The sequence below is a fragment of the Rhodococcus sp. TAF43 genome (assembly GCF_052113525.1).
Classification (GTDB): Bacteria; Actinomycetota; Actinomycetes; order Mycobacteriales; family Mycobacteriaceae; genus Prescottella.
The window spans coordinates 13,545-37,049 of sequence record NZ_JBFRDL010000001.1; the positions used below are offsets into that span (position 1 = coordinate 13,545).

Annotated in this window: 23 protein-coding genes; 12 read left to right on the forward strand and 11 right to left on the reverse strand. The window is 68.6% G+C overall.

Going from position 1 to position 23,505, the window contains the following annotated elements:
- Positions 1 to 12 precede the first annotated feature (12 nt).
- Complete coding sequence (locus AB4Z09_RS00075) at positions 13 to 525, forward strand: DUF3093 domain-containing protein (RefSeq protein WP_114719951.1); 513 nt, start codon at positions 13 to 15, stop codon at positions 523 to 525.
- Between the two features lie 22 nt (positions 526 to 547).
- Here the strand turns inward: AB4Z09_RS00075 and AB4Z09_RS00080 are convergent, their stop codons facing one another.
- A complete protein-coding gene (locus tag AB4Z09_RS00080) occupies positions 548 to 850 on the reverse strand; it encodes a DUF4193 domain-containing protein (RefSeq protein WP_031939713.1) in 303 nt (100 codons plus the stop codon).
- Between the two features lie 490 nt (positions 851 to 1,340).
- On the opposite strand from AB4Z09_RS00080, the gene cei reads away from it, so the two are divergent.
- Positions 1,341 to 2,024, forward strand: coding sequence for an envelope integrity protein Cei (gene cei / locus AB4Z09_RS00085; RefSeq protein ID WP_174909797.1), 684 nt, complete (start codon positions 1,341 to 1,343; stop codon positions 2,022 to 2,024).
- Positions 2,025 to 2,037: 13 nt separating this feature from the next.
- Here cei and AB4Z09_RS00090 read toward each other — a convergent pair whose 3' ends face one another.
- Positions 2,038 to 2,934, reverse strand: a complete 897-nt coding sequence (locus AB4Z09_RS00090; protein WP_114719947.1) for an inositol monophosphatase family protein — start codon at positions 2,932 to 2,934, stop codon at positions 2,038 to 2,040.
- A gap of 111 nt (positions 2,935 to 3,045) precedes the next feature.
- Between AB4Z09_RS00090 and ppgK the strand changes: the two genes are divergently transcribed.
- Both ppgK and AB4Z09_RS00100 read left to right on the forward strand, forming a co-directional pair.
- Entirely contained in the window at positions 3,046 to 3,813 is a 768-nt protein-coding gene (ppgK, locus tag AB4Z09_RS00095) for a polyphosphate--glucose phosphotransferase (protein ID WP_442239017.1), read from the forward strand.
- Between the two features lie 123 nt (positions 3,814 to 3,936).
- Positions 3,937 to 5,319, forward strand: coding sequence for an RNA polymerase sigma factor (locus tag AB4Z09_RS00100; protein WP_114719945.1), 1,383 nt, complete (start codon positions 3,937 to 3,939; stop codon positions 5,317 to 5,319).
- Between the two features lie 27 nt (positions 5,320 to 5,346).
- Here the strand turns inward: AB4Z09_RS00100 and AB4Z09_RS00105 are convergent, their stop codons facing one another.
- Genes AB4Z09_RS00105 through AB4Z09_RS00115 form a run of 3 tightly spaced genes read right to left on the reverse strand, consistent with a single transcriptional unit; the run spans position 5,347 to position 7,471 of the window.
- A complete protein-coding gene (locus tag AB4Z09_RS00105) occupies positions 5,347 to 6,552 on the reverse strand; it encodes a cation:proton antiporter (protein WP_174909793.1) in 1,206 nt (401 codons plus the stop codon).
- Positions 6,553 to 6,576: 24 nt separating this feature from the next.
- Complete coding sequence (locus tag AB4Z09_RS00110; protein WP_174909791.1) at positions 6,577 to 7,059, reverse strand: cation:proton antiporter regulatory subunit; 483 nt, start codon at positions 7,057 to 7,059, stop codon at positions 6,577 to 6,579.
- A 34-nt stretch (positions 7,060 to 7,093) separates the two neighbouring features.
- The gene (locus AB4Z09_RS00115; protein WP_174909789.1) at positions 7,094 to 7,471 is read right to left on the reverse strand and encodes a DUF952 domain-containing protein; all 378 of its coding nucleotides are present in this window, start codon (positions 7,469 to 7,471) and stop codon (positions 7,094 to 7,096) included.
- A 248-nt stretch (positions 7,472 to 7,719) separates the two neighbouring features.
- On the opposite strand from AB4Z09_RS00115, the gene AB4Z09_RS00120 reads away from it, so the two are divergent.
- Positions 7,720 to 7,923, forward strand: coding sequence for a DUF7455 domain-containing protein (locus AB4Z09_RS00120; protein WP_114719936.1), 204 nt, complete (start codon positions 7,720 to 7,722; stop codon positions 7,921 to 7,923).
- Here the strand turns inward: AB4Z09_RS00120 and AB4Z09_RS00125 are convergent.
- A complete protein-coding gene (locus AB4Z09_RS00125; protein WP_442238963.1) occupies positions 7,920 to 9,614 on the reverse strand; it encodes a DEAD/DEAH box helicase in 1,695 nt (564 codons plus the stop codon). The two genes, AB4Z09_RS00120 and AB4Z09_RS00125, sit on opposite strands and share 4 nt — an antisense overlap.
- Before the next feature lie 275 nt (positions 9,615 to 9,889).
- On the opposite strand from AB4Z09_RS00125, the gene AB4Z09_RS00130 reads away from it, so the two are divergent.
- The gene (locus tag AB4Z09_RS00130) at positions 9,890 to 11,029 is read left to right on the forward strand and encodes a YihY/virulence factor BrkB family protein (protein ID WP_174909785.1); all 1,140 of its coding nucleotides are present in this window, start codon (positions 9,890 to 9,892) and stop codon (positions 11,027 to 11,029) included.
- On the opposite strand, the gene AB4Z09_RS00135 is transcribed toward AB4Z09_RS00130, so the two are convergent.
- On the reverse strand, positions 11,002 to 11,238 hold the full coding sequence (locus AB4Z09_RS00135) for a DUF3039 domain-containing protein (RefSeq protein WP_114719930.1): 237 nt from the start codon (positions 11,236 to 11,238) through the stop codon (positions 11,002 to 11,004). The genes AB4Z09_RS00130 and AB4Z09_RS00135 overlap by 28 nt on opposite strands.
- A 60-nt stretch (positions 11,239 to 11,298) precedes the next feature.
- Between AB4Z09_RS00135 and AB4Z09_RS00140 the strand changes: the two genes are divergently transcribed.
- The 3 genes from AB4Z09_RS00140 (at position 11,299) to AB4Z09_RS00150 (ending at position 14,312) form a co-directional block, all read left to right on the forward strand.
- Complete coding sequence (locus AB4Z09_RS00140; RefSeq protein ID WP_114719928.1) at positions 11,299 to 11,655, forward strand: DUF3099 domain-containing protein; 357 nt, start codon at positions 11,299 to 11,301, stop codon at positions 11,653 to 11,655.
- A 56-nt stretch (positions 11,656 to 11,711) separates the two neighbouring features.
- On the forward strand, positions 11,712 to 13,190 hold the full coding sequence (locus AB4Z09_RS00145) for a DUF7782 domain-containing protein (protein WP_174909784.1): 1,479 nt from the start codon (positions 11,712 to 11,714) through the stop codon (positions 13,188 to 13,190).
- A gap of 153 nt (positions 13,191 to 13,343) precedes the next feature.
- The gene (locus AB4Z09_RS00150) at positions 13,344 to 14,312 is read left to right on the forward strand and encodes a sigma-70 family RNA polymerase sigma factor (protein WP_114719924.1); all 969 of its coding nucleotides are present in this window, start codon (positions 13,344 to 13,346) and stop codon (positions 14,310 to 14,312) included.
- A 112-nt stretch (positions 14,313 to 14,424) separates the two neighbouring features.
- Here the strand turns inward: AB4Z09_RS00150 and AB4Z09_RS00155 are convergent, their stop codons facing one another.
- Together AB4Z09_RS00155 and AB4Z09_RS00160 are read right to left on the reverse strand one after the other, a co-directional pair.
- Positions 14,425 to 17,121, reverse strand: coding sequence for a bifunctional acetate--CoA ligase family protein/GNAT family N-acetyltransferase (locus AB4Z09_RS00155; protein WP_114719921.1), 2,697 nt, complete (start codon positions 17,119 to 17,121; stop codon positions 14,425 to 14,427).
- The gene (locus AB4Z09_RS00160) at positions 17,114 to 18,388 is read right to left on the reverse strand and encodes an acetoin utilization protein AcuC (protein WP_114719919.1); all 1,275 of its coding nucleotides are present in this window, start codon (positions 18,386 to 18,388) and stop codon (positions 17,114 to 17,116) included. Before AB4Z09_RS00160 ends, AB4Z09_RS00155 begins: the two co-directional genes overlap by 8 nt.
- A gap of 154 nt (positions 18,389 to 18,542) precedes the next feature.
- Between AB4Z09_RS00160 and AB4Z09_RS00165 the strand changes: the two genes are divergently transcribed.
- The gene (locus AB4Z09_RS00165; protein ID WP_114719917.1) at positions 18,543 to 19,229 is read left to right on the forward strand and encodes a metal-dependent transcriptional regulator; all 687 of its coding nucleotides are present in this window, start codon (positions 18,543 to 18,545) and stop codon (positions 19,227 to 19,229) included.
- A gap of 45 nt (positions 19,230 to 19,274) precedes the next feature.
- Positions 19,275 to 20,270: a UDP-glucose 4-epimerase GalE gene (gene galE / locus AB4Z09_RS00170; protein WP_174909782.1), complete on the forward strand. Its 996-nt coding sequence runs from the start codon at positions 19,275 to 19,277 to the stop codon at positions 20,268 to 20,270.
- Here galE and AB4Z09_RS00175 read toward each other — a convergent pair.
- Positions 20,250 to 21,416, reverse strand: coding sequence for a DUF4192 domain-containing protein (locus AB4Z09_RS00175; RefSeq protein ID WP_174909780.1), 1,167 nt, complete (start codon positions 21,414 to 21,416; stop codon positions 20,250 to 20,252). The genes galE and AB4Z09_RS00175 overlap by 21 nt on opposite strands.
- 153 nt (positions 21,417 to 21,569) lie before the next feature.
- A complete protein-coding gene (locus AB4Z09_RS00180; RefSeq protein ID WP_442238964.1) occupies positions 21,570 to 22,250 on the reverse strand; it encodes a sensor domain-containing protein in 681 nt (226 codons plus the stop codon).
- Positions 22,251 to 22,548: 298 nt separating this feature from the next.
- Here AB4Z09_RS00180 and AB4Z09_RS00185 point away from each other — a divergent pair, with 298 nt between their 5' ends.
- Positions 22,549 to 23,499, forward strand: a complete 951-nt coding sequence (locus AB4Z09_RS00185) for a proteasome assembly chaperone family protein (protein WP_114719909.1) — start codon at positions 22,549 to 22,551, stop codon at positions 23,497 to 23,499.
- Positions 23,500 to 23,505: the final 6 nt, after the last annotated feature.

Here is a 23,505-nt window from a genome sequence, read left to right on the forward strand (position 1 = left end):
ACTCTGGAATACGTGTCCGAATCGTCTCAGCCCGCAGCGACCACGCCCGACAATGCCCGAGCACCGATCTATTCGGAGCGTCTGTGGGTGCCGTTGTGGTGGTGGCCCGCTGGATTGTTCATCGCAGGCCTGCTCGCCGCGGAGATCCATATGGGTTCGCCGGGCGTCCGCGCCTGGCTGCCCTACGTCCTGCTGTTCCCGTTCCCGGTATGGGCCCTGCTGTGGGTGTCGCGGCTCCGGATCGAGGTGTTCGACGGCCCCGACGGTGAAGTGCGGGTGGGTCGGGCGCATCTACCGCTCTCCGCCATCTCCCGCACCGCGACCATTCCGCCGTCGGCGAAGAGCGCGGCCATGGGGCGCCAGCTCGATCCGGCCGCCTACGTCCAGAATCGTTCCTGGATCAAGCAGACTGCGCTGATCGTCCTCGACGATCCCGAGGACCCCACGCCCTACTGGTTGGTGAGCACGAGGCGGCCAGCCGAACTGCTGGCCGCCATCGGCCGCGGGACAGCCCCGAAGGACTAGTCCGTCTGCTTCAGGACTCGCGTCAGGCGGCGCAGTCCATGCAGATCATGACGCCGTTCTCCTCGCTTGCGAGACGGCTGCGGTGGTGAACCAGGAAGCAGCTCGAGCAGGTGAACTCGTCCGCCTGCTTGGGCACCACCCGCACGGACAGTTCTTCGCCGGACAGGTCGGCGCCGGGGAGTTCGAACGACTCCGCGGTGTCGGACTCGTCCACGTCGACGACTGCCGACTGCGCCTCGTTGCGTCGTGCCTTCAGTTCTTCGAGCGAATCCTCCGAAACCTCGTCGGTTTCCGATCGCCTGGGTGCGTCGTAGTCGGTTGCCATTTCCTCTTCCCCTCGTCCTCTTGCGTGTATCCCCGGTGCCCGGGCCGCCGTCCCCTGGCAGGGGGTGGGGCGATCCTGGAGAACCGTCAGAGATGCAGATCCATTCCTGTGGCACTAACAACGCCGCAGGATGCCCGGAAGTGCCCGAAAAGCCCTCCGGAAAACATGACCTACACCTCACCTTCCGTTCTCGCCGGACCCTCTCGAAATCGTGTGTTCTCACGACTGGGGCCGCCAGACAATAGCCGACGCATCAGGAAAAGTGGCAACCGAACCGGACACTGCCGGAAACTGTCCGTCAATCGTCACCAACCACTGCTCGAGCTGAGACATTCCTGCACGGGGCATGTGCCGGACGGTGATCGGCCGGGGATCTACAGTGGGCAGCGGGACGGCGGCGGCACCCGAGAAGGTGGCCGGAACCACACCAACTCTTTTCCTTTCGCGGGATCACTGCCCGCGCTCGCCTACGGAGAGGCCGACATACACCGTGGTTTCACTGATCACCGATGGCAGTTCGACCGACGGTCAGGGCCGTCCGTTCCGTCGCCGGCGCGCGGTCCCCGTGATCGCGTTGATCTCGGTGCTGGCGCTGCTCGGAGTCGTCGTCTGGGTCCAGATCTTCACCAAGCCCGAGGTGTACGCCACCACGGTGGACTGCAATCCGCCGGTCAAACCGAAGGCCGCCGACGCCCCCCCGCCGCAACCACTCGGCGAGAAGGTGGGGCGCAGCACCCTCCTCGATGTCGAACCCGCGGCGCTGTCCGCGACCAAGGTCCGCGTGTTCAACGCCAACGGCGAACGCGGCCAGGCGTCGGACGTCGCGACCCAGCTGCGTGACTACGGTTTCGCGGGCGCACCCGACGTCCAGGTCGGGAACGACCCGGTATACGTCGACCAGAACCTGCAGTGCCACGGGCAGATTCGGTTCGGACCGAACGGACTGTCCGCCGCGAGTGCGCTGTGGCTCGTCGCGCCGTGCGCCGAGTTGATCCAGGACGCGCGCACCGACGACACCGTCGATCTCGCGCTGGGAACCTACTTCGCGAAGCAGATCGATCCCAATGCTGACGCGGCGGAGGTCCTCAACGCACTGAAGGATCCGCCGGCGGGCACCGAGCCGGCTCCGCTCGACCCGGATCTGCTCGCAGCGGCCCGCACCGCGCGCTGCTGACCCGTCCGACCGATCACGGGATCGGGTCGAACAACCCCACGGACCGGAAGACCGCCTCCAGATCGTCGGCCACGCCGGGCGCCATCGCGATCACGACTTCGCCCGCCGCACTGCGCGTGTCGGGCGCCGGGACGTGCACCCGGGCTCCGGCCTCGCTGGCGATGAGTGCGCCCGCGGCCCAGTCCCACGGATTGAGCCCGTGCTCGAAATGGGCATCCACCCGACCCGACGCGACCATGCACAGGTCGAGGGCGGCCGATCCGATCCGTCGGATGTCGCGGACCCGGGGAAGCAGTTCGCCGATCAGCCTGCCCTGCACCGCGCGCCGCTGCGCGCCGTAGCCGAACCCGGTCGCCAACAGCGCCAAGGACGCCTCGGTCACCGGGTTGCACGCGAGCGTTCCGGTGTTGCCGTCCGCGTCGGTGAACGAGGCGCCCCCGCCGAGCGCGGCCGAGTAGGTCACGCGCCCGGCGACGTCGACGACGGCACCAGCGACGGACACCCCGTCGACCTGCGCGGCGACCGACACCGAGTACGCCGGGATGCCGTAGAGGAAGTTCACGGTGCCGTCGATCGGATCGAGGACCCAGCGGGTGCCGGCCACGCCGTGTTCCTCGCCACCGCCCTCCTCGCCCAGGATGGCATCGTGCGGGCGCAGGTCCGCCAGGCGCGCCCGGATGAGTTGCTCGGTCTCCGTGTCGACGATCGTCACCGGGTCCGTCGGCGTGCTCTTGGACTGCACCGAGTCGCCGTCGCCCGCATGCACCACAGCGCCCATGACGCCGAACACCTCCGGCCGGCGGGATCGCACGTGCGCTGCCGCGGCCTCGGCGACCGCGATCGCCGTGCGGCGGAGGACGCCCGGATCGATGGAGTTGGATTCAGCCGTGGGACTGTCGGTGGCGCGCATGGATGTATAGCATCACAGACCACAGACACCCACCACCCGTATCCCCGGGACCGAGCGCGGCGGAACCAACTAGTGTTTCGACGCAGGCTGTCATCTCGGCGGAAGGGGACCATTGTGGGAATTCGCGGCTTCGGTGTGGACGTCGGCGGCAGTGGCATCAAGGGCGCACTCGTCGATCTCGAGACCGGTGAACTCGTCGAGGAACGGATCAAGATCGCCACCCCATACCCGTCGACTCCGGATGCCGTCGCGGCCACCGTCGCCGAGATCGCCGCACGGGCAGGCTGGGACGGTCCGGTCGGTGTCACGTTGCCCAGCGTCGTCACGAACGGCATCGCCCGGACCGCCGCGAACATCGACGAGTCGTGGATCGGGACGGACGCGCGGACGCTGTTCTCGACCGCGCTGCGCGGCCGCGCTGTCACGGTGCTCAACGACGCCGATGCGGCCGGACTGGCCGAGGACCGGTACGGGGCCGGCAAGGACGTCGACGGCGTCGTCGTCCTGCTGACCTTCGGCACCGGCATCGGTTCGGCAGTCCTGCACAACGGCGTCCTGCTCCCGAATACGGAGTTCGGCCACATGGAGGTCGACGGCATGGAGGCCGAGCATCGTGCCGCGTCGTCGGTCAAGGACACCAAGTCCCTGTCGTACAAGGAGTGGGCCGCCGAGGTGACCCGCGTGCTGTGCCGATTCGAGGACCTGTTGTGGCCCGACCTGTTCATCGCGGGCGGCGGGATCAGCCGCAAACACGAGAAGTGGATCCCCCGTCTGGAGAACCGCACGCCCGTCGTTCCCGCCACACTCCTCAACACCGCGGGGATCGTCGGCGCGGCCATGGCCACGCAGAACAGCCTGGAAAAGGGCATCGCTCCGTAACAATTTCAAAGCTGTCGTTACAATGGATGGCGGCCGACTGTGAGTCGGCGAAACCCGACAGACCTCTCCGCCGGAATTCCACTCTGGCGTGACGCCGCACGACACCGTCACGAAAGGGCGTACGTGGCAGCCACCGATACGCGTCAGACCGCCGATTCCACACCCGAATCAGCGACCCCTGCATCCACTGCCGAGGCCACTACCGGTAGCGCGCCCGCCGCCAAGAAGGCTCCCGCGAAGAAGGCCGCCGCCAAGAAGGCGCCTGCCAAGAAGGCCGCCGCCAAGAAGGCGCCCGCGAAGAAGGCCGCCGCCAAGAAGACGGCTGCGAAGAAGACCACCAAGAAGGCGACCACCAAGGCCGCCAAGGGCGGCGACGACATCGGCGAGGACGAGGACGTCGACATCGCCGATCTCGACGTCGCCGACGGCGAACTCGTCGAGGAAGAGGTCGAGGACGTCGTCGTCGAGGAAGACGACGAGGAGACCGCCGAGCCCACCGAGAAGGACAAGGCGTCCGGCGACTTCGTGTGGGACGAGGAGGAGTCCGAGGCACTCCGCCAGGCCCGCAAGGACGCCGAGCTCACCGCGTCTGCCGACTCGGTGCGCGCGTACCTCAAGCAGATCGGCAAGGTCGCGCTCCTCAACGCGGAGGAGGAGGTCGAGCTCGCCAAGCGCATCGAGGCCGGCCTGTTCGCGACCTTCAAGATGGCCGAGATGGCAGAGAAGGGCGAGAAGCCCTCCCCCGCCGATCGCCGCAACATGAACTGGATCACCCGCGACGGCAACCGCGCCAAGAACCACCTGCTCGAGGCCAACCTGCGCCTCGTGGTGTCGCTGGCCAAGCGGTACACGGGCCGCGGCATGGCGTTCCTGGACCTCATCCAGGAAGGCAACCTGGGCCTGATCCGCGCGGTCGAGAAGTTCGACTACACCAAGGGTTACAAGTTCTCGACGTACGCGACGTGGTGGATCCGTCAGGCCATCACCCGTGCGATGGCCGACCAGGCCCGCACCATCCGTATCCCGGTGCACATGGTCGAGGTCATCAACAAGCTCGGCCGCATCCAGCGTGAGCTGCTCCAGGACCTGGGCCGCGAGCCCACCCCGGAGGAGCTCGCGAAGGAAATGGACATCACGCCGGAGAAGGTGCTGGAGATCCAGCAGTACGCGCGTGAGCCCATCTCCCTCGATCAGACGATCGGCGACGAGGGCGACAGCCAGCTCGGCGACTTCATCGAGGACTCCGAGGCCGTCGTGGCCGTCGACGCGGTCAGCTTCACGCTGCTGCAGGATCAGCTGCAGTCGGTGCTCGAGACGCTGTCCGAGCGCGAGGCCGGCGTGGTGCGTCTGCGCTTCGGTCTCACCGACGGCCAGCCGCGGACTTTAGACGAAATCGGCCAGGTCTACGGCGTGACCCGGGAGCGGATCCGCCAGATCGAATCGAAGACGATGTCCAAGCTGCGCCACCCGTCGCGTTCCCAGGTGCTGCGCGACTACCTGGACTAGCACTGCCTAGCACCGGCCTAGCACTGGTCAGTTCGTGAGGAAGGGGTCCTTCGGGGCCCCTTCTTCGTTCGGTCGAGGTCGCTGCCACAGCCGGACCAACGGTTCCGCGACCCGCGCGCCGACCGGACCGAGCACGGCCATCAGCAGCACGTAGGCGGTTGCCAGTGCCGCGAGTTCGCCCTCCACCGCACCGGCGGACACGGCCAGACCCGCGATGACGATCGAGAACTCTCCGCGCGCGATCAGCGCCGCTCCGGCGCGGGCCCGGCCCATCACGCCGATTCCCTGCCGCCCGGCGGCCCACCATCCGGTGAGGACCTTCGTCGCGGTCGTCACGACGGCGAGAGCGATGGCGGGCAGCAGCACGGGCGGGATCGTCGTCGGATCCGTGTTGAGGCCGAACACGACGAAGAACATCGCGGCGAACAGGTCCCGCAACGGTTCGAGCAGGCGGGTCGCGTTGCGCGCCGTGGAGCCGGAGATCGCGATACCGAGCAGGAAAGCGCCCACCGCCGCGGAGACCTGCAGCGACGACGCGAACCCCGCGACGAGCAGTGCCGCACCCAGCAGCTTGAGCAGGAACACCTCGCGGTCCGGGCTGTCGACGACGGCCGAGACGACGTTCCCGTACCGCAGCGCGATCAGCAGCACGGCGGTGATGACCGCGAACGAGACGCCGACCGCCTGCAGCCCGCCGAGGAAGCTGACGCCGGCCAGGACCGCCGTCAGGATCGGCAGGTAGACGGCCATCGCGAGGTCCTCGAACACCAGGATCGACAGCACGATCGGCGTCTCGCGGTTGCCGAGACGACCCAGGTCCCCGAGCACCTTGGCAATGATGCCGGACGACGAGATGTAGGTCACACCGCCGAGCACGAGCGCCCCGACCAGCCCCCAGCCCAGCATCAGTGCCATCACCGCGCCGGGAACCGCGTTGAGGACCAGGTCGACGACGCCGGCCATCCAGGACCGGCGCAGCCCGGTCACCAACTCGGCTGCGGTGTACTCGAGGCCGAGCAGCAACAGCAGCAGCACGACGCCGATCTCGCTCGCGAGGTGGCTGAACTCGCCGATGTCGCCGAGCTGGATGAATCCGCCCTGGCCGAAACACAGGCCGCCGATCAGATAGAGCGGGATGGGTGACAGGCCGATGCGGCCGGCGAGTCGACCGAGGACACCGAGCGCGAAGAACACAGCGCCGAGTTCGACGAGTGCCAGGGAGGTTCCGGTCATCGTGCGCGCGTAGCCGAGCCGGGATCAGCCGTGCGCGAGGATCTTGGCCGCGTGATCGAGGCCCTCCTGCGTTCCGACCGCGACCAGCAGGTCGCCCTCCGTGAAGGTGAAGTCGGGATTGGGCGACGGCGCGACCTGACCGGCGCGCATCACGGCGACGACGGACACCCCGGTGCGGGTCCGCATCGCGGTCTCGCCGAGCGTGCGGCCATCCCACGGCGAGTTCTCGGTGATCGGCATCTGGCGGGTGCTGATTCCGGGCAGATCCCGGTGCTCCTCCCGCAGCTGTGCGACGAGCTGCGGCGCCCCGAGCAGATTGGCCAGCACCGACGCTTCATCGGATTCGAGCGGAATCGAAGCCATGCACGCATCCGGGTCGTCGAGTTTGGAGACGATCAGCTCGGTACGACCGTCGCGGTGGGTGACCACACCGATGCGTCGGCCCATCGCGAGCGCGAAATCCTTACGAACTCCGATACCGGGCAGCGGGGTCACTTCCACGTTCATGGCTCAACGGTAGCGCCAACACACCTACCGACGGCTAACCGATCGGCGGAAACACTCCGGCGTCGTCCGGGAGGTAGTCGGTCACCTCGACGACCGCGGCGACCGGCAGCGGCCCGTACAGGTGCGGGAAGCGCATCGAGGCGGGGTCGGACGGCACGCCGGGCTCCCAACGCACCTGCGCCCCGAGCCGGTCGGGATCGAGGCTCAGCAGCACCAGATCCCGGCGGCCCGCGAAGAGCCGGTTCGCGGGGAGGTGCACCTGCGCGGGCGTCGACAGGTGCACGAAGCCGTCCGCGTCGAAGCCGGGCGGTACGCGCTCGCCGAGGCGCTGCGCTGTCGCCCATTCGTCCCTGCTGCACATGTGGAGCAGGGACCCGCCCGCGAACTGCTCCGACTGATCCGGTGTCGACATGTGTCGTCCTTTCCGCCGCCGAGGCCCCGAACGATAGAGCAGCGCTCAGCTGTCAGCGAACACCCGAATCGTCCCGAAACGCATAGTGCGAGTTCAGGACGGTGGGTGTTAGTGAGGACACACCGAGGAAGTATCGGGAACAACCCGATCAAGTCGAACGTCTGACAGAGTGGACCTACCGCGTCACCCCCGACGCGGCGGAAGACCCCAGGCAGTGGGTACCACCCCACAGCCAGTTCGGAGGAGTCATGCCCGGAACACTGACCAGCCCCCCGTTGACCGCTGCTGACCGGTGCGACCGGTGCAGCGCAGGAGCCCGCGTGCGCGCTGTGCTCGCGAGTGGAGGAGAGCTTCTCTTCTGCCAGCACCACGCCAACGAGCATGCAGATCGTCTTCGTGAGATGAACGCCACCATCGTGAGCGACTCGGAATCATCCGCGGCGACCGTCTAGCGCGTCAGCCCTCCGGGCGGACGCTCGTCCGTCCCCAGTTCCCGAAGCGGGTGACCACCATCGGTGGTCACCCGGTGGTGGTGCATCGCCACCAGGGAATTGAGTTCGCGGCGCAGGTTCGCCAACTGGCCCGCGGACGCCACCCGCTCGGCCACCTGGGGCGCGGGGATCGGCGGTGCAGCCGCCGCAGCAGCGGCGGCCGGCTTGTCCAGCTGGTTCTGCTGGCGCTGCCGCAGCAGCGCCCGCATCTGCTCGGCGTCGAGCAGTCCGGGCAGCCCGAGGTAGTCGGCCTCCTCGTCGGACCCGGAGAACGTCGCGGTCCCGAAGGAGGAGCCGTCGTAGATCACCTGGTCCAGCTCGGCGTCGGCGCCCAGCGAGACGAACGCCTTCTCCTCCTCGCCCGGCTCGTCCTTCTGCTTGTTCGCGTCGGCGAGCAGGTCGTCGTCGAGACCGTCCTTCTCACGGTGCGGCTTGCCGAGGATGTGGTCCCGCTGCGCCTCGAGCTGACTCGCAAGGTCCAGTAGCACCGGCACGGACGGCAGGAACACGCTCGCCGTCTCGCCCTTGGTCCGCGATCGCACGAACCGACCGATGGCCTGCGCGAAGAACAGCGGCGTGGACGCGCTCGTGGCGTAGACGCCGACCGCCAACCGCGGCACGTCGACGCCCTCGGACACCATGCGTACCGCAACCATCCACGCCTGCGTGCTCTTGCCGAACTCCGCGATCCGGTTCGACGCCGTCGGGTCGTCCGACAGCACCAGCGCCGGCGCCTCACCCGTGATCGCCTCGAGGGTCTTCGCGTACGCGCGGGCCACCGTCTGGTCCGTCGCGATGATCAGGCCACCCGCGTCGGGCATGCCGCCGGCGCGCAACTGCCCGAGACGGGTGTTGGCGGCCGCCAGGACCGCCGGGATCCAGTCTCCGGCGGGGTCGAGCGCCGTGCGCCACGCGCGGGCCGTCTGCTCGGCGCTGAGCGGCTCACCGAGCCGGGCCGCGAATTCCTCGCCGGCGCTGTTGCGCCAGCGAGCCTCCCCCGAGTAGGCGAGGAACACCACCGGACGGACGACGCCGTCGGCCAGGGCGTCGGAGTAGCCGTACGAGTGATCCGCCTTCGAGCGCATCAGGCCCTCGTTGTCGGGCTCGTAGTTCACGAACGGGATCGCGCTGTCGTCGCTGCGGAACGGGGTACCGGTGAGTGCCAGGCGGCGTGTCGCGTCGCCGTACGCCTCCCGGATGGCGTCACCCCAGCTCTTCGCGTCACCGCCGTGGTGGATCTCGTCCAGGATCACCAGTGTCCGACGCGCCTCGGTCCGGACGCGGTGCTTGAACGGGTGCGACGCGACCTGCGCGTACGTTACGACCACACCGTGGTAATCCGACGACGTCTGCCCCGTCGAGTTCGAGAAGTGCGAGTCCAGAGCGATGCCGTTGCGGGCCGCGGACTCCGCCCACTGGTGCTTGAGGTGCTCGGTGGGCGCGACGACAGTGATCTGGTCGACGGTGCGGTCACGCAGCAACTCCGAGGCCACGCGCAGCGCGAACGTCGTCTTGCCGGCGCCCGGCGTCGCGACGGCCAGGAAGTCGCGGGGTTTGGTAGCCAGGTATTTGGTCAGGGCACGCCGCTGCCACGCTCGGAGGGAGCCGGTGGGAGCTGGTGCAGTTTCGACACTTCCGGGTTCAGCGCTCACATCGCACCTCGCCGCTGGCTTCGCACAGTTGTTCCCACTCCTTGCTTCGCTGACGGGGTTCTCGGCCGCTGCCCGACCACAGTCTCGGGGCCACGCCCTCGGGCGACGACCCCCGAGGAGCCTAGCGGTCGGGACCGACCGATTCAGCATCAGCCGCGCGGCCGGGGACGTGATCCTGCACAGACCTCGCCCGGCGGCGGGGTGGCAGAATCGACGGCGACACGGCGGCGCCCCACCGGGCATCCCGGCGCATTGTCAGGAATCCTGGAAGCATCATGAGTGAGACGCCGCCCGCCACGAAACGCCGACCACTCCGTCGGTGTGCCCAGGTGGTCGGGCGAACGGCGTCCAAGGCCTGGCACGATTCGATCTTCGGCAAGTCGGCCACCGCGGCGTTCTGGCAGACCCTGTCGCTACCCCCGCTGCTGCTGGGACTGCTGGGCAGTCTCGGCTATGTCGGCGGGTGGTTCGGCCCGAACACGGTGGAGATCATCCAGTCGAAGATCATCACGTTCAGCCACACCGTGTTCAGCGAGAACGTCGTCGACCAGATCATCCAGCCAACCGTCGGAGATGTCCTCGGGCGAGGCCGCCCGGAGATCATCTCGGTGGGCTTCCTGCTGTCGCTGTGGGCGGGTTCGTCGGCAATCTCGACGTTCGTCGACTCGATCGTCGAGGCACACGGCCAACAGGACGCCCGGCACCCGGTGTGGCAGCGGGTGTTCGCGTTGCTGCTCTACGTCGGCTTCCTCGTCCTCGCCGTCTTCACGCTGCCACTGGTCGCACTGGGGCCGACGATGATCGGCCGCGCGCTCCCCGAGTCCTGGCACACGGTCGGGACGGAGATGGTGGACGCGTTCTACTACCCCGCGGTCGGTCTGCTCCTGATCGTCGGCCTGACCACCCTCTACAAGGTGGCACTGCCGAGATCGCTTCCGTGGCATCGACTGCTCGGCGGTGCACTACTCGCCGGCGTGTTCTTCATGGCCGCCAGCACGATTCTGCGCTGGTATCTGAGCGCGGTGGCCGGCACCGGATACACCTACGGCGCGCTCGCGACGCCCATCGCCTTCCTGCTCTTCACGTTCTTCCTCGGCTTCGCCGTCGTGCTCGGTGCCGAGTTCAACGCCACGATCCAGGAGTTCTGGCCGGCGCGGGCCACCCGCATGGAGCAGGTGCGTGACTGGATCGCCGCGCAGGCCGCGATCGATGCGTCGGAGGACGCCGGCCCTGTGACGAATCTGACGCGACGGCTCGCGACCGGACCGATCCGGTTCACGTCGGATCGATCACAGTCCGGATCCGAATGCGAGTCCGAGCCCCAGTCCCAGGGCTGCGGATCGGTGGACGCACCGGAGTCCGACGCGCCCACCGACGACACGGACGCTCAGTCGCCCTTGCGCAATCCCTCGTAGATCTTCTTGCACTCGGGGCACACCGGCGAACCCGGCTTCGCGGACTTGGTGACCGGAAACACCTCGCCACACAACGCGACGACGTGGGTTCCCATCACCGCGCTTTCGGCGATCTTGTTCTTCTTCACGTAATGGAAGAATTTCGGGGTGTCGTCGTCGGTCGTCTCGTCGGTGGTGGTGTCGGGACGTTCCTTCGTCAAAGTGCTCACATCCCAATAATGCCGCAACCGCATGTGCAATTGCTTCGCGAGAGTGGAACAGTGGAACCCATGGCAAGAACATCGGGGTTCGACGAGTCGGCCGAGAGCGGCACACCCCGCAACCCGGCTCTGATCACCGAGGCTGCGCAGTCCATCGAAGATCAGCACCGGGCGCGTGTCCGGAAGTACCTGACGATCATGTCGTTCCGGTTCCCGGCGCTGATACTCGCGGCGATCGCGTACGGAATGTTCGGGAACGCCTGGATCTCGGTGGGCATCATCGCCCTCTCCATCCCGCTGCCCTGGATCGCGGTCCTGATCGCGAACGACAGGCCGCCGCGGTCGAAGGACGAGCCGAGCAGGTACGACCACCGCGACGCAGCGCATGCGCTCGAGTCCAGGCAACACCGCACGATCGAGGGTTGAGCGGCCGCGCTCGTCCGGTCCGGTAAGCGTGCGATGACGGCTGCAACAATGCTCGCGTGACCCGTGACCTCCTGCTCTCCATCTGCGGCCCGCTCCGAGAAGCGCTGACGCGCTGCGCGTACGACACCGACTCGATTCTCGATCTTCTCGGTGCCGACGCCCACGCCGCGCTCGACCGGCACGAACCGGTGCCGGTCCGCCGCGCCACCGCGAACGGCGGCGACCTGGGACAGCTCGTTCGACTGTTCCTCCTGTGCGACGACTGCGATGCGGCCGACGTCGCGTCCGCGCTCGCACCACTCGCGCTGGACGACGCGGTCGCGGCCGGCCTGCTCTCGCGCACCGGCGAGACGGTGCGCGCCGAACTCGACCTCCGCCCCCTCGACCTCGGCACGGGGAACCGGTGGGTGCTGTCGGATCTCGACGGCTCGATGCGCGCCCGACCGACCGCCGACGACCACGTCATCGGTGTCGGTCACGCGTCGCTGTCTCTGCTGCAGGGGACCCCCACCCGTCCGGTGGGCACCGTGCTCGACGTGGGCACCGGCTGCGGCATCCAGGCCCTGCGCGCCGCGGACTATTCGGGCACGGTCACCGCCACCGACATCAACCCGCGGGCACTGGATCTGACCGCGGCGACCGCCGCGCTCAACGGCCTCGACTTCGAGCTCCTCGAGGGCTCGTGGTTCGAGCCGGTCGAGGGCCGGACGTTCGACCAGGTGGTCGCGAATCCGCCGTTCGTCGTGAGCGAGGCCCGCGTCGTCAACAGCTACCGCGACTCGGGCCTGGACCTGGACGAGGCGAGCGAGCTGATGATCTCCCGGTCGGCGGAGTACCTGAACACCGGTGGGACGGCGGCGCTGCTGGCGTCGTGGCTGCACGTGGATGGCGAGGACTGGCGACACCGGATCGCCTCGTGGCTGCCGGCACACGGGATCGATGCCTGGATCGTCCAGCGCGACGTCGCCGATCCCGCGCTCTACGTCGGCACGTGGCTGCGCGACGGCGGCGGTGACCCTCGTGACCCGGCCGTGCAGGCCCGTGCCCAGAGATGGCTCGACCACCTGGAGCAGGCCGACGTCGAGGGCGTGGGGTTCGGCTTCGTCTATCTCCGGCGCACGGACGAGCCGTCGGACATCCTGTGCGAGGACCTGCGCCACGGCTTCACCGACCCACTCGGCGACGAGGCAATCGCCTACTTCGAGCGTCTCGCGTGGCTGCGGGAGCACGATGTCCTGTCGGCGCGGTTCGCGGTCCGGCCCGACACCGCCCTCGAGCGGGTGTACCTACCGGGCGAGGACGGCTGGGATCAGGTGGTGGCGCGCGTGCATCGCGGCAACGGACCGCAGTGGCAGCACGAGGTGGACGATCTCACAGCGGCACTGCTCGCGGGAATGCGTGACGACGGACTGGCGTTGGAAGAGCTCATCACGCTGCTCGCCTTCGCGCACGGTGAGGACGAGGAGTCGCTGACGGCCACGGCAGTACCGCTGGTCCATTCGCTTGTGCGTCACGGGCTGATCGAGCCCGCCTGACGCGCGTTCCCGGGCGGGTACCTTCTCAGGAACTTCTCAGGGGAGGCACCCGGAACGCGCAGGTCACGGGCCGCAGAGGTGAATCCGTTCGGGAACTTTCCCAGGCCGTCGGAGCGTTGAGGCATATGAGACACCCCGACGAGGAGGCACGTCATGACAAGCCCCAGCACCACTCGACCCCGCACCGCCGATTCCGATCTGGACAGCCAGAGCCCGGCCGCGGATCTCGTTCGCGTCTACCTGAACGGGATCGGCCGGACAGCACTGCTGACCGCTGCAGACGAAGTCGACCTGGCGCGGCGGATCGAAGCTGGGCTCTATGCCAAGCACGTGCTGGAGACCAAGAAGCGCCTCACGGCCGTCAAGAAGCGGGACCTCGCCACGATCGTCCGTGACGGCGAGGCCGCCCGGCGCCACCTGCTCGAGGCGAACCTGCGTCTCGTGGTGTCGCTGGCGAAGCGGTACACCGGACGCGGCATGCCGTTACTGGACCTCATCCAGGAGGGCAACCTCGGTCTGATCCGTGCGATGGAGAAGTTCGACTACGCGAAGGGCTTCAAGTTCTCGACGTACGCGACGTGGTGGATCCGTCAGGCCATCACTCGCGGCATGGCAGATCAGAGCCGCACCATCCGCCTGCCCGTCCACCTCGTCGAGCAGGTCAACAAGCTCGCCCGCATCAAGCGCGAACTGCACCAGCAGCTGGGCCGCGAGGCCACCGACGAGGAGCTGTCGCAGGAGTCGGGCATCCCCGAGCACAAGATCGCGGACCTGCTCGATCACAGCCGCGACCCGGTGAGCCTGGACATGCCGGTCGGCAACGACGAGGAAGCGCCGCTGGGCGACTTCATCGAGGACTCCGAGGCGACGTCCGCGGAGAACGCCGTCATCGCCGGGCTGCTGCACAGCGACGTCCGCAGCGTCCTCGCGACGCTCGACGAACGCGAGCAGCAGGTGATCCGGCTGCGTTACGGCCTCGACGACGGCCAGCCCCGCACGCTCGACCAGATCGGCAAACTGTTCGGCCTCTCGCGCGAGCGGGTGCGCCAGATCGAGCGCGAGGTGATGGGCAAGCTCCGCCAGGGTGAGCGTGCCGATCGACTGCGCTCGTACGCCAGCTGACCCGAACGCTCTCCCGCGCCTCCCGGCCGGTCGTGCCCCCTCCCCCCTCGGGGGCCACGACCGGCCGGGTTTTCGCATTTCCCGGCCGGGTTCCTGCGGTTCCCGGTCCGGTTCACCACTCCCGCAGTCGCCGCGGACCCAGATCCGCCATGCTCGGCTCCGGTCCGATCCGCACCCGGGCATCGGTCACCTCGGCACCCTGCGCCGACGCGAGCACCGGTTCGCACGCGAGCGAACGAACCTCCGGCAGGTCGTCGGCGAGGGCGGACACCCGCTGCACGAGATCGACGAGGGCCTTCTTGTTGACCGGGACCGCGCTGCGGTAGCCCGACAGCAGGGGTGCGGCCTTGGGCGCGTCGATCAGCTCGGTGGCCTCGTCCTCGGTCAGTGGCAGTACTCGGTAGGCGCGGTCCCCCAGTAGATCGGAGATCACGCCGGCCAGCCCGAACGAGATGAGCGAGCCGAACGACGGGTCGTCCTGGACCCCGACGACACAGCCGATGCCCTTGGTCGCCATCTTCTGCACGTGCAACAGGGGCTCACCGGACGCGGCCGCAAGATCGCGGTACGCCAACCGCACGGAGTCCGGTCCCACCAGGTCCAGCCGCACGCCTCCGAGGTCGGGGCGGTGCCGCCACTGTTCACCGGTCGCCTTTACCGCGACCGGGTAGCCGAGTTCGTCCGCCGCCTCGACCGCCTCGTCCTCGGTGGTCGCCGCGCGGAACTCCACCACGTGCACCCCGTAGCACTCGAGCAGTTGCGCCGCCTCGAAGTCCGACAGCCACCGCCCGTTCGACTCCCCCAGCCAACCGTCGATCAGCCGCTTCGCGCGGTCCGGGTCGATCCCGTTGGGGCGCACCACCTTCGACACCGGACGTCCACGCCACGCGGAGTACCGCCAGGCCCGCGCCAATGCCAACGCGGCACGTTCCGGGCCGGGGAACGACGGCACCGAGCCGCGCGTCGGATGCCCGTCCGGACCGCGCACCGCCAGGACGTCGGGGATGCCCTCGGTCGCCAGGAACGTGGTGAGAATCGGCTTGTCGGCGCCGATCACGGCCTCACGCAGGGCCTGCGCGTACGGCTCGACGGGCACCGCGACCGGCGGCGCGAACACCGCGATCACGGCGTCGACGTCGAACGATGCGAGTGCTCGCGACACGGCCCCGGCGAACATCTCGGGAGTCGCCTGCGCGCCGAGATCGACCGGCTCCCCCACCTGCAGCCCCTCGCGGCGCGCGGCATCGGAGGCGAGCACCCCGAGGGCGGTCGAGTTGCCGACCACCGCGACCCGCGGCCCGGCCGGCAGCGGCTGGTATCCGAAGAGCATCGCGCAGTCGAACAGCTGGGAGATCGACCCGACCTGCACGACACCGGCCTGTTCGAAGAGCGACCGCACGATGGAATCGTCCATCTCGACACCGGTCGCCGCCAGCGCCGGGGGCACCGCGTGGCGTCCGCTCTTGACCGCGACGATCGGCTTGTTCCGTGCCACCCGCCGGGCGATCCGGGAGAACTTGCGGGGATTGCCGAAGCTCTCCAGGTACAGCAGGACCACTTCGGTGTCGGGATCGGTGTCCCAGTACTGGAGCAGGTCGTTGCCGGACACGTCGGCGCGATTGCCGGCGGAGACGAAAGTCGACAGTCCCAGTTGACGTTTGGCGGCCTGGTCGAGGATCGCGATGCCCAGGGCGCCGGACTGGCAGAAGAAACCGACCTTGCCCGGATTGGGCAGCACCGGGGCCAGCGTCGCGTTGAGCGAGACGGCGACGTCGTTGTTGGCGACGCCGAGCGCGTTGGGGCCGATGAGCCGCATACCGTGCGCCCGCGCGGCGTGCACGAGCCGGCGTTCGGAGTGCCGTCCGTCCGGACCGGTCTCGCTGAATCCCGCCGACACCACCACCAGCGCCTTGACGCCCTTCGCGAGGCAGTCGTCGAGCACCGCGTCGATGGACTCCGCCGGCACGGCGACCACTGCCAGGTCGACGTCGTCGGGGATGTCGCGCACCGTCGGGTACGCCCGGACGCCACGGACCGACCGGTGCTCGGCGTTGACCGGATACACCGGACCGGAGAAGTTGCCACGCAACAGGTTCACCAGCACCGCGTTGCCCACCTTGGAGCTGTCGGTGGACGCCCCGATGACGGCGACGGACCGCGGGCTGAGGACGTTGCGGACGCTGCGCGCCTCGGCAGCGCGCTCGCGGGAGTTCCGCACCGACAGCAGCGCTTCGGTTGGGTCGATCGCGAACTCGAGGCGTAACACTCCGCCGTCGAAGCTGCGGCTCACCTGGTATCCGGCCTCACGGAACACCGAGACCATGTTCCGGTTCTCCGCGAGCACCTCCGCGACGAACATGTTCAGACCGTTCTCCGCCGCCGCACCGGCGAGGTGTTCGAGCAGGATCGGCCCGAGCCCGCGGCCCTGGTGGGCGTCCGCGACGACGAACGCGACTTCGGCGGACCGGCCGTCGCCCACGTCGAGCAACCGCTCGTAGCGGCCCACCGCGATGATCTCGTCACCCAGGATCGCGACGAAGGCGACGCGGTTGCGGTGGTCGACGGTGGTGAAGTTGACGATGTCGCGCTTGGACATCGTGGGGTACGGACCGAAGTAACGCAGATACCGGGTGCGCTCGGAGAGCTTGCTGTGGAACTCGACGAGCTTGTCGGCGTCGTCGGGGACGATCGGCCGCAGGTGGACGACGCCGCCGTCGGAGGCCAGCACGTCCGCCAGCCAGTGGCGCGGGAAGTTCCGTGCCCGTTCCACATCGACTTCCTTGGCGTCTTTGGCGGTGCCGTCAGTCACGGGGATCCTCCGGATCGAGTCCGAGCAGTGGGAACGTGGCGCGGCGGGTCGCGATGATTGCCGCGTCGATTCGGGTCAGGGCCCGGTCCATCGAGGCGACACCCGTTTCCGGCGTACCTCCGGGTCCGTCCCACGGCATGTACGCGGTGTCGCCGGACTCCCCCATCGTCGTCGGGAGATCGACGCTCGGTGCAAGGGAGTGTGCCTTCTCACGCCACGAGTCGGGAATCGTGGTGGCGGGATCGATCTCGCGATCCAGCGCCGCGGCGATGAGATGCGTCCACGACCTCGGCACGACACGGATCAGGCCGTAGCCGCCACCGCCGACCGCGAGCCACCGCCCTTCCGCGTATCTGTCCGCGAGGTCGCGCATCGCCAGGTACGCCGCCCGCTGCCCGTCGACGGTCAGCGCGAGATCGGCCAGCGGGTCCTCCCGATGGTTGTCTGCGCCACACTGACTGATCACGATCTGCGGGCGGAAGGCTGCGATCGCGGCGGGAACCACCGCGTGGAATCCCCTCAGCCACAGCGCATCGCCGGTACCGGGCAGCACCGGGAGGTTGATGGCGGTGCCCTCGGCCGCGCCCGCCCCCACCTCGCTGGACCAGCCGGTGTTCGGCCACAGGGTCGCCGGGTGCTGGTGGATCGAGACCGTCAGCACCCGTGGGTCACCGAGGAACGCATGCTGCACGCCGTCGCCGTGGTGCGCGTCGATGTCGACGTACGCGATGCGGTCGAATCCGTTGTCGAGCAACCACGAGATCGCGATCGCGGCGTCGTTGTAGACGCAGAAGCCCGACGCCCAGTCGGCCATCGCGTGGTGCATTCCGCCGCCGATGCTGACCGCGCGCCGGGCGCGGCCGGATGCGATCGCCTCGGCCGCCGCCAGGGTTCCGCCCGCCAGGATCGCGCTGGCCTCGTGCATCCGGGGGAAGACCGGGTTGTCCTCGGTGCCCAGCCCGTGCCGGGTCTCGACCTCCGCGGGCAGCGGGCCGTCCTGAACCGATCCGGCAAGCTTCACCGCGTCGATGTACGCGGGGGTGTGGATGCGGAGCAGGTCGGTGTCCGTGGCGGCGTCGGGCCGCACCACCTCGGCGCCCTCGACGAGCCCGAGTCCGTGCGCCAGATCCATCGTCAGCTCGAGACGGGTCGGGTTCATCGGATGCTGGGGACTCCAGCGATAGCTGAGATAGTCCGGGCTCCACACCACGACGCGGTCGCTTGCGGAAGCTGAGATGCCCTCGACGGGACCTGTCGACGCGGTCATGGACCCAAGTTACTTGCCGCGGCACGGCAGGCGCGAGGCGCCATGTCCGGGACCGGTTCGGAGCCCCGACGGCGGACCGGACGCGCCTGGCGCCCGAGCGGAACCCGGAACGTGATTTGCCCGGTAGAATCACTCCGGACGAAGGGGTGTAAGAGTGAAGGATCTGGTCGACACCACGGAGATGTATCTCCGGACGATCTACGACTTGGAAGAAGAGGGCGTCGTCCCGCTCCGCGCGCGGATCGCCGAACGGCTCGAGCAGAGCGGACCGACCGTGAGCCAGACGGTTGCCCGCATGGAGCGTGACGGATTGCTCCAGGTGGCAGGCGACCGTCATCTGGAGTTGACCGAGAAGGGCCGCAACCTCGCGGTCTCGGTCATGCGCAAGCACCGTCTCGCCGAGCGGTTGCTCGTCGACATCATCGGACTCGACTGGGACCAGGTGCATGCCGAGGCCTGCCGGTGGGAGCACGTGATGAGCGAGGACGTCGAGCGGCGCCTCGTCGAGGTGCTGAACAACCCGACGACGTCGCCGTACGGTAACCCGATTCCCGGGCTTGCCGAACTGGGACTGGACCGCCCGGCAGGCAACGCGGAGACGCTGATCCGGCTCACCGACGTGCCCCCGGGCAAGCCGACCGCAGTCGTGGTTCGGCGACTCGCCGAGCACGTGCAGTCCGATCCCGAACTGATCGGCCAACTCCGTGAGGCGGGCGTGGTTCCCGATGCCCGGGTTACAGTCGAGACCCGACCCGGCTCGGTGACGATCACCGTGTCCGGTCACGACGAATTCGACCTTCCCGAGGAAATGGCCCACGCCGTCCAGGTGAAGCAGGTCTGACAGACCGCTTCGCCGGTTCGACGCCGGTGCCAGAGGAGATGAACGGTGAGACTTCTGGTTACCGGCGGTGCCGGCTATGTCGGCAGCGTGTGCGCCACGGTACTGCTCGAGCGCGGCCACGAGGTGGTCGTCGTCGACGATCTGTCGACGGGTAATGCCGACGCGGTTCCCGTCGGCGCCGATTTCATCGAAGGCGACGTGGCTGCTGTCGCCGGATCCGTTCTCGGATCCGGCGACAGCGCACCTCGATTCGACGGTGTGCTGCATTTCGCGGCGCAGTCGCTCGTCGGCGAGTCGGTCGAGCGCCCCGAGCAGTACTGGCAGGGCAATGTCGTCACGACGCTCGCACTGCTCGAAGCGATGCGGGTCTCCGGTACGCCACGTCTGGTGTTCTCGTCCACGGCCGCCACCTACGGCGAGCCCGAGCGGACACCGATCACGGAGGACGATCCGACTCGTCCGACCAACCCGTACGGCGCCACGAAACTCGCGATCGACCATGCGATCACGTCGTATGCGAACGCGCATTCCCTCGCGGCGACGAGCCTGCGCTACTTCAACGTCGCGGGCGCCTACAAGGGCGCGGGCGAGAACCGTGTCGTGGAAACGCATCTCATCCCCCTCGTGCTCCAGGTCGCGCTCGGTCAACGCGAGAAGATCGCGGTGTTCGGAACCGACTGGCCGACCAAGGACGGCACCGCGGTGCGGGACTACATCCACGTACTGGATCTCGCGGAGGCCCACCTGCTGGCGCTCGAGTCGTCCGAGCCGGGACGGCACCGGATCTACAACCTCGGCAGCGGCGCAGGATTCACTGTCCGCGAGGTCATTTCGGCCTGCGAACGAGTGACGGGACTCCCCATCACCGCCGAGGACGCGCCGCGCCGCGCCGGTGATCCGGCGGTCCTCATCGCATCGAGCGACCGCGCGATCGACGAGCTGGGCTGGAAGCCCGAGCACACCGATCTCGACGAGATCGTCGCCGACGCATGGACGTACCTGCAGGCGCTCGGAGACCGGTCACACGCCGCGCGGCGATAACCCGCCCCGCGGCGGCAGCTGCACGCCGAGGTCCTGCGCCACCTCGTATCCGAGATCAGCGAGGTCGCGCAGGGCATCCGGCCGGATCCCGGCCTGCAGGGCGTCGTCGAGCAGGTTCGCGAGCCGATGACACGGATCGGCCGCGAGCGCGGCACACAGCGCGACACCCGCCATCGGACCGTCGCCGCGCACGTACGAGCTGTAGCCGAGCAACGCGAGCGGTTCGGCGCGCTCGGGATCGGGCAACGACCTGCCCAGATGAATCCACATCTGTTCGGCCGCGTCGGCGTGCTCCCCGATCGTCAGCGCGAGCAGCGCGTCCCGGATGTGCGGATTCTCCAGTGCGAGCGCCATATCCGCGCACTCGTGCGCCGTGATCTCGTCACCCGAGTCGAGTGCTGCGATGCGCGCGAGGACGCGTTCGAGGTGGGCACGTTCGACGCCGGCGGGATCGGACGCCGTGTGCGCCAGAGCGAACCCCCGCACACTCGCCTCCCGCGCCGCGTCGATGATCTCCGCGATGCACGCCTGCTCGCCAGCCGGAACCGGATCGAGCACTGCTTCCAGCTCCTCACGGGACCCCCGGATCGCACGACCCCCGAACACCTGGGCCGCGGCCACCTCGGATGCGGCGGGATCCGGCAGCACGCCGCGGCTGTGCCCCACGAGGTCCCGCCACTGCACGCCGGCTTCGATTCGCGGGACGAGATGCGCGGCCGCCAACTCGATTCCTCCGGCGCACAACAGTTCCCGGAAACGATCGACGATCGCAGAGTGCCGCCACAGGTCGCCCGAACGCTCGCGGGGTGGGATCCGATCGTCCACCACGACCACGAGGACCCGATCGGCACCCTCCCGGATACTCACCGCCGCGAACTGGTCGAGGACCAGTTCCATCACGCCGTGCACCCCAGCGGGATCGTGGAGCACGAGGTCGTGGCGCATCACCGCGCCGACGCTGGTTCCGGTGAGACAGATCGCGACCAGTGAGCGGCGGGGGTGAAACCCCAGCAGGGCCGGTACGGCGCTGATGAGGTCGCCGGGGTCGGATATCCGGACCGCGTTCGGGGTCCCGAGATCACTGTGTCCGGACAGAGCCGGGTTGTGTGGGCGGGGCGAGTCGTGTGAGAAGGCCGGTGTCGTCATGCCCCGACCCTGCCGCTCGGGGCGCCCCCCGGCCCGGGGCACGACCTGGGGATTCGGTGGACCTGTGGATGTCGCCGCCGCCTGTGCAGAACCCCGAGCTCACGGCTCCGGGCACAGACAGGACTGTCGGTTTGCCGTGTTAGCGTCGGCGGCTCAGTCCGCGTGGACCTTCAGTACCGCCGCGGTGAACAGCTCGTCGAGAGCGGCGGTGTCGGCATCTGCCCCGAACGACATGAACGTCGCCTGCACCCGCACGTCGTCGACCTGCGCGATCAAGGTGAGCATCGACTGTGTCACCGCCTGGTCGCCCTGGCCCGAGCTCACCGAACGACGCAGCGCGAGGGTGTCGTCGGCATCGATCGGCGGGGGCGGAGTGAGGGTGGTCCGGACGACCGAATCCACCCCGTTGCGGGTGGCGGTCACCTCCGGGCACTCGGACAGCTGCGCTCCGAGCTCCACGAGCGGCGTGGCGACCCGGATCAATTCGATCGTGATCGTCGAGCGGTTGGCGTTGTCGGTGCCCACGACCATTGCGGTGCCGTCGGGGCCGTAGTCCTGGACGGGAGGCTTGCAGCCGGCCGGTTCCACCTTGGCGCCCGGTGCGATGCCAGTCAGGTCGGGCGCAGCCTGCGAAACTGCCTGCGGGGGAAGCACGACCGCCGGGTACTGCGGCGGGAAGGCAGCCGGGTCGAGAAGGAGGTCTCCCAACGGCCGCGCATCGGCGGCGACGGACTCGTCCGACAGCGGAGTTCCCGTCACCGCCTCCGAACAGCCCGTGAGCAGGACAGCCGACCCCAGCAGCACCGCCGCGGCGATCCGCTTCCATTGCGACATGCTCGAGCCTCCATCGTCCCAGCGCCGGGGTGTCCGCCTCGTTCTCGTTCCGCGCGGACAGCCTGTCACACGCGAACGGCGATCGAGGTGAACATCGATCGCGACGGGTACAGGCGTCGCCGCGCCGGGGCCGGGAATCAATGCGGCCGACCCGGTGTTGGCCCTCGAGGGACGAGATTCGATGATCTTGTTCGACAGTGGCACCGCAGCGCCCCGCCGCTGGTCCCCCGCTCCGGTTTCGGCACGCGGGAGCCGGTGAGGGACACTGGAAGCAGAAGTTCGAAGGAAGGGAGCCGTCATGGACGAGCAGTCGAAGATGTACGAGCTGGAGTTCCCGGCACCGCATCTGTCGTCGGCCGACGGCCTGGGACCGGTCCTGGTTCACGGTCTCGAGGGATTCTCCGATGCCGGGCACGCGGTGAAGCTGGCGACCAAGCACCTGCGCGAGAGCCTCGAAACCGAACTCGTCGCGTCGTTCGCGGTGGACGAGCTCATCGACTATCGATCGCGGCGTCCGACCATGACGTTCAAGGCAGACCATTTCTCGGACTTCGAGACTCCTCAACTCAACCTGTACGCCCTGCGCGACACCGCGGGCACGCCGTTCCTGCTGTTGGCCGGCATGGAGCCGGATCTGCGCTGGGAACGGTTCACCACGGCGGTCCGCCTGCTCGCAGAGCAATTGGGCGTGCGCCGGACCGTCGGGATCAATGCCATTCCGATGGCCATCCCGCACACGCGGCCGCTCAGCGTGACCGCGCACTCGACCAACAAGGACTTGATCAAGGATCATCACCGCTGGTCCGGCGAACTCCAGGTCCCCGGCAGCGCATCGTCGCTGCTGGAACTGCGGATGAGCCAGCACGGCCACGAGTCCGTGGGCTTCTCGGTGCACGTTCCGCACTACCTCGCGCAAACCGACTATCCGGCCGCCGCGGAGACGCTACTCGAGAACGTCATGGAGATCGCCGACCTCGAACTGCCACTCGTCGCGCTCGGCGAGGCGTCGGCTCGGGTCCGCGAGCAGATCGACGAGCACATCGCGTCGAACGAGGAGGTCCAGTCGGTGGTCCGGGCGCTCGAGAACCAGTACGACTCGTACGTCGCTGCCCAGGAACAGCAGTCGACGCTCCTCGCGAGCGACGACGACCTGCCGAGCGGTGATGAACTGGGCGCGGAGTTCGAACGCTTCCTCGCCGAGCAGGCCCGCCTCGACGACGACGCACCCGGGGACGACGATCAGAACTGAGGTTTG

Coding starts and splice junctions, on each gene's coding strand:
- AB4Z09_RS00080 (WP_031939713.1), bottom strand. CDS start 850: ATGGCAACCGACTACGACGCACCCAGGCGATCGGAAACCGACGAGGTT.
- AB4Z09_RS00090 (WP_114719947.1), bottom strand. CDS start 2,934: ATGCGCGCCACCGACAGTCCCACGGCTGAATCCAACTCCATCGATCCG.
- AB4Z09_RS00105 (WP_174909793.1), bottom strand. CDS start 6,552: ATGACCGGAACCTCCCTGGCACTCGTCGAACTCGGCGCTGTGTTCTTC.
- AB4Z09_RS00110 (WP_174909791.1), bottom strand. CDS start 7,059: ATGAACGTGGAAGTGACCCCGCTGCCCGGTATCGGAGTTCGTAAGGAT.
- AB4Z09_RS00115 (WP_174909789.1), bottom strand. CDS start 7,471: ATGTCGACACCGGATCAGTCGGAGCAGTTCGCGGGCGGGTCCCTGCTC.
- AB4Z09_RS00120 (WP_114719936.1), top strand. CDS start 7,720: ATGCCCGGAACACTGACCAGCCCCCCGTTGACCGCTGCTGACCGGTGC.
- AB4Z09_RS00130 (WP_174909785.1), top strand. CDS start 9,890: ATGAGTGAGACGCCGCCCGCCACGAAACGCCGACCACTCCGTCGGTGT.
- AB4Z09_RS00140 (WP_114719928.1), top strand. CDS start 11,299: ATGGCAAGAACATCGGGGTTCGACGAGTCGGCCGAGAGCGGCACACCC.
- AB4Z09_RS00150 (WP_114719924.1), top strand. CDS start 13,344: ATGACAAGCCCCAGCACCACTCGACCCCGCACCGCCGATTCCGATCTG.
- AB4Z09_RS00160 (WP_114719919.1), bottom strand. CDS start 18,388: ATGACCGCGTCGACAGGTCCCGTCGAGGGCATCTCAGCTTCCGCAAGC.
- AB4Z09_RS00175 (WP_174909780.1), bottom strand. CDS start 21,416: ATGACGACACCGGCCTTCTCACACGACTCGCCCCGCCCACACAACCCG.
- AB4Z09_RS00180 (WP_442238964.1), bottom strand. CDS start 22,250: ATGTCGCAATGGAAGCGGATCGCCGCGGCGGTGCTGCTGGGGTCGGCT.
- AB4Z09_RS00185 (WP_114719909.1), top strand. CDS start 22,549: ATGGACGAGCAGTCGAAGATGTACGAGCTGGAGTTCCCGGCACCGCAT.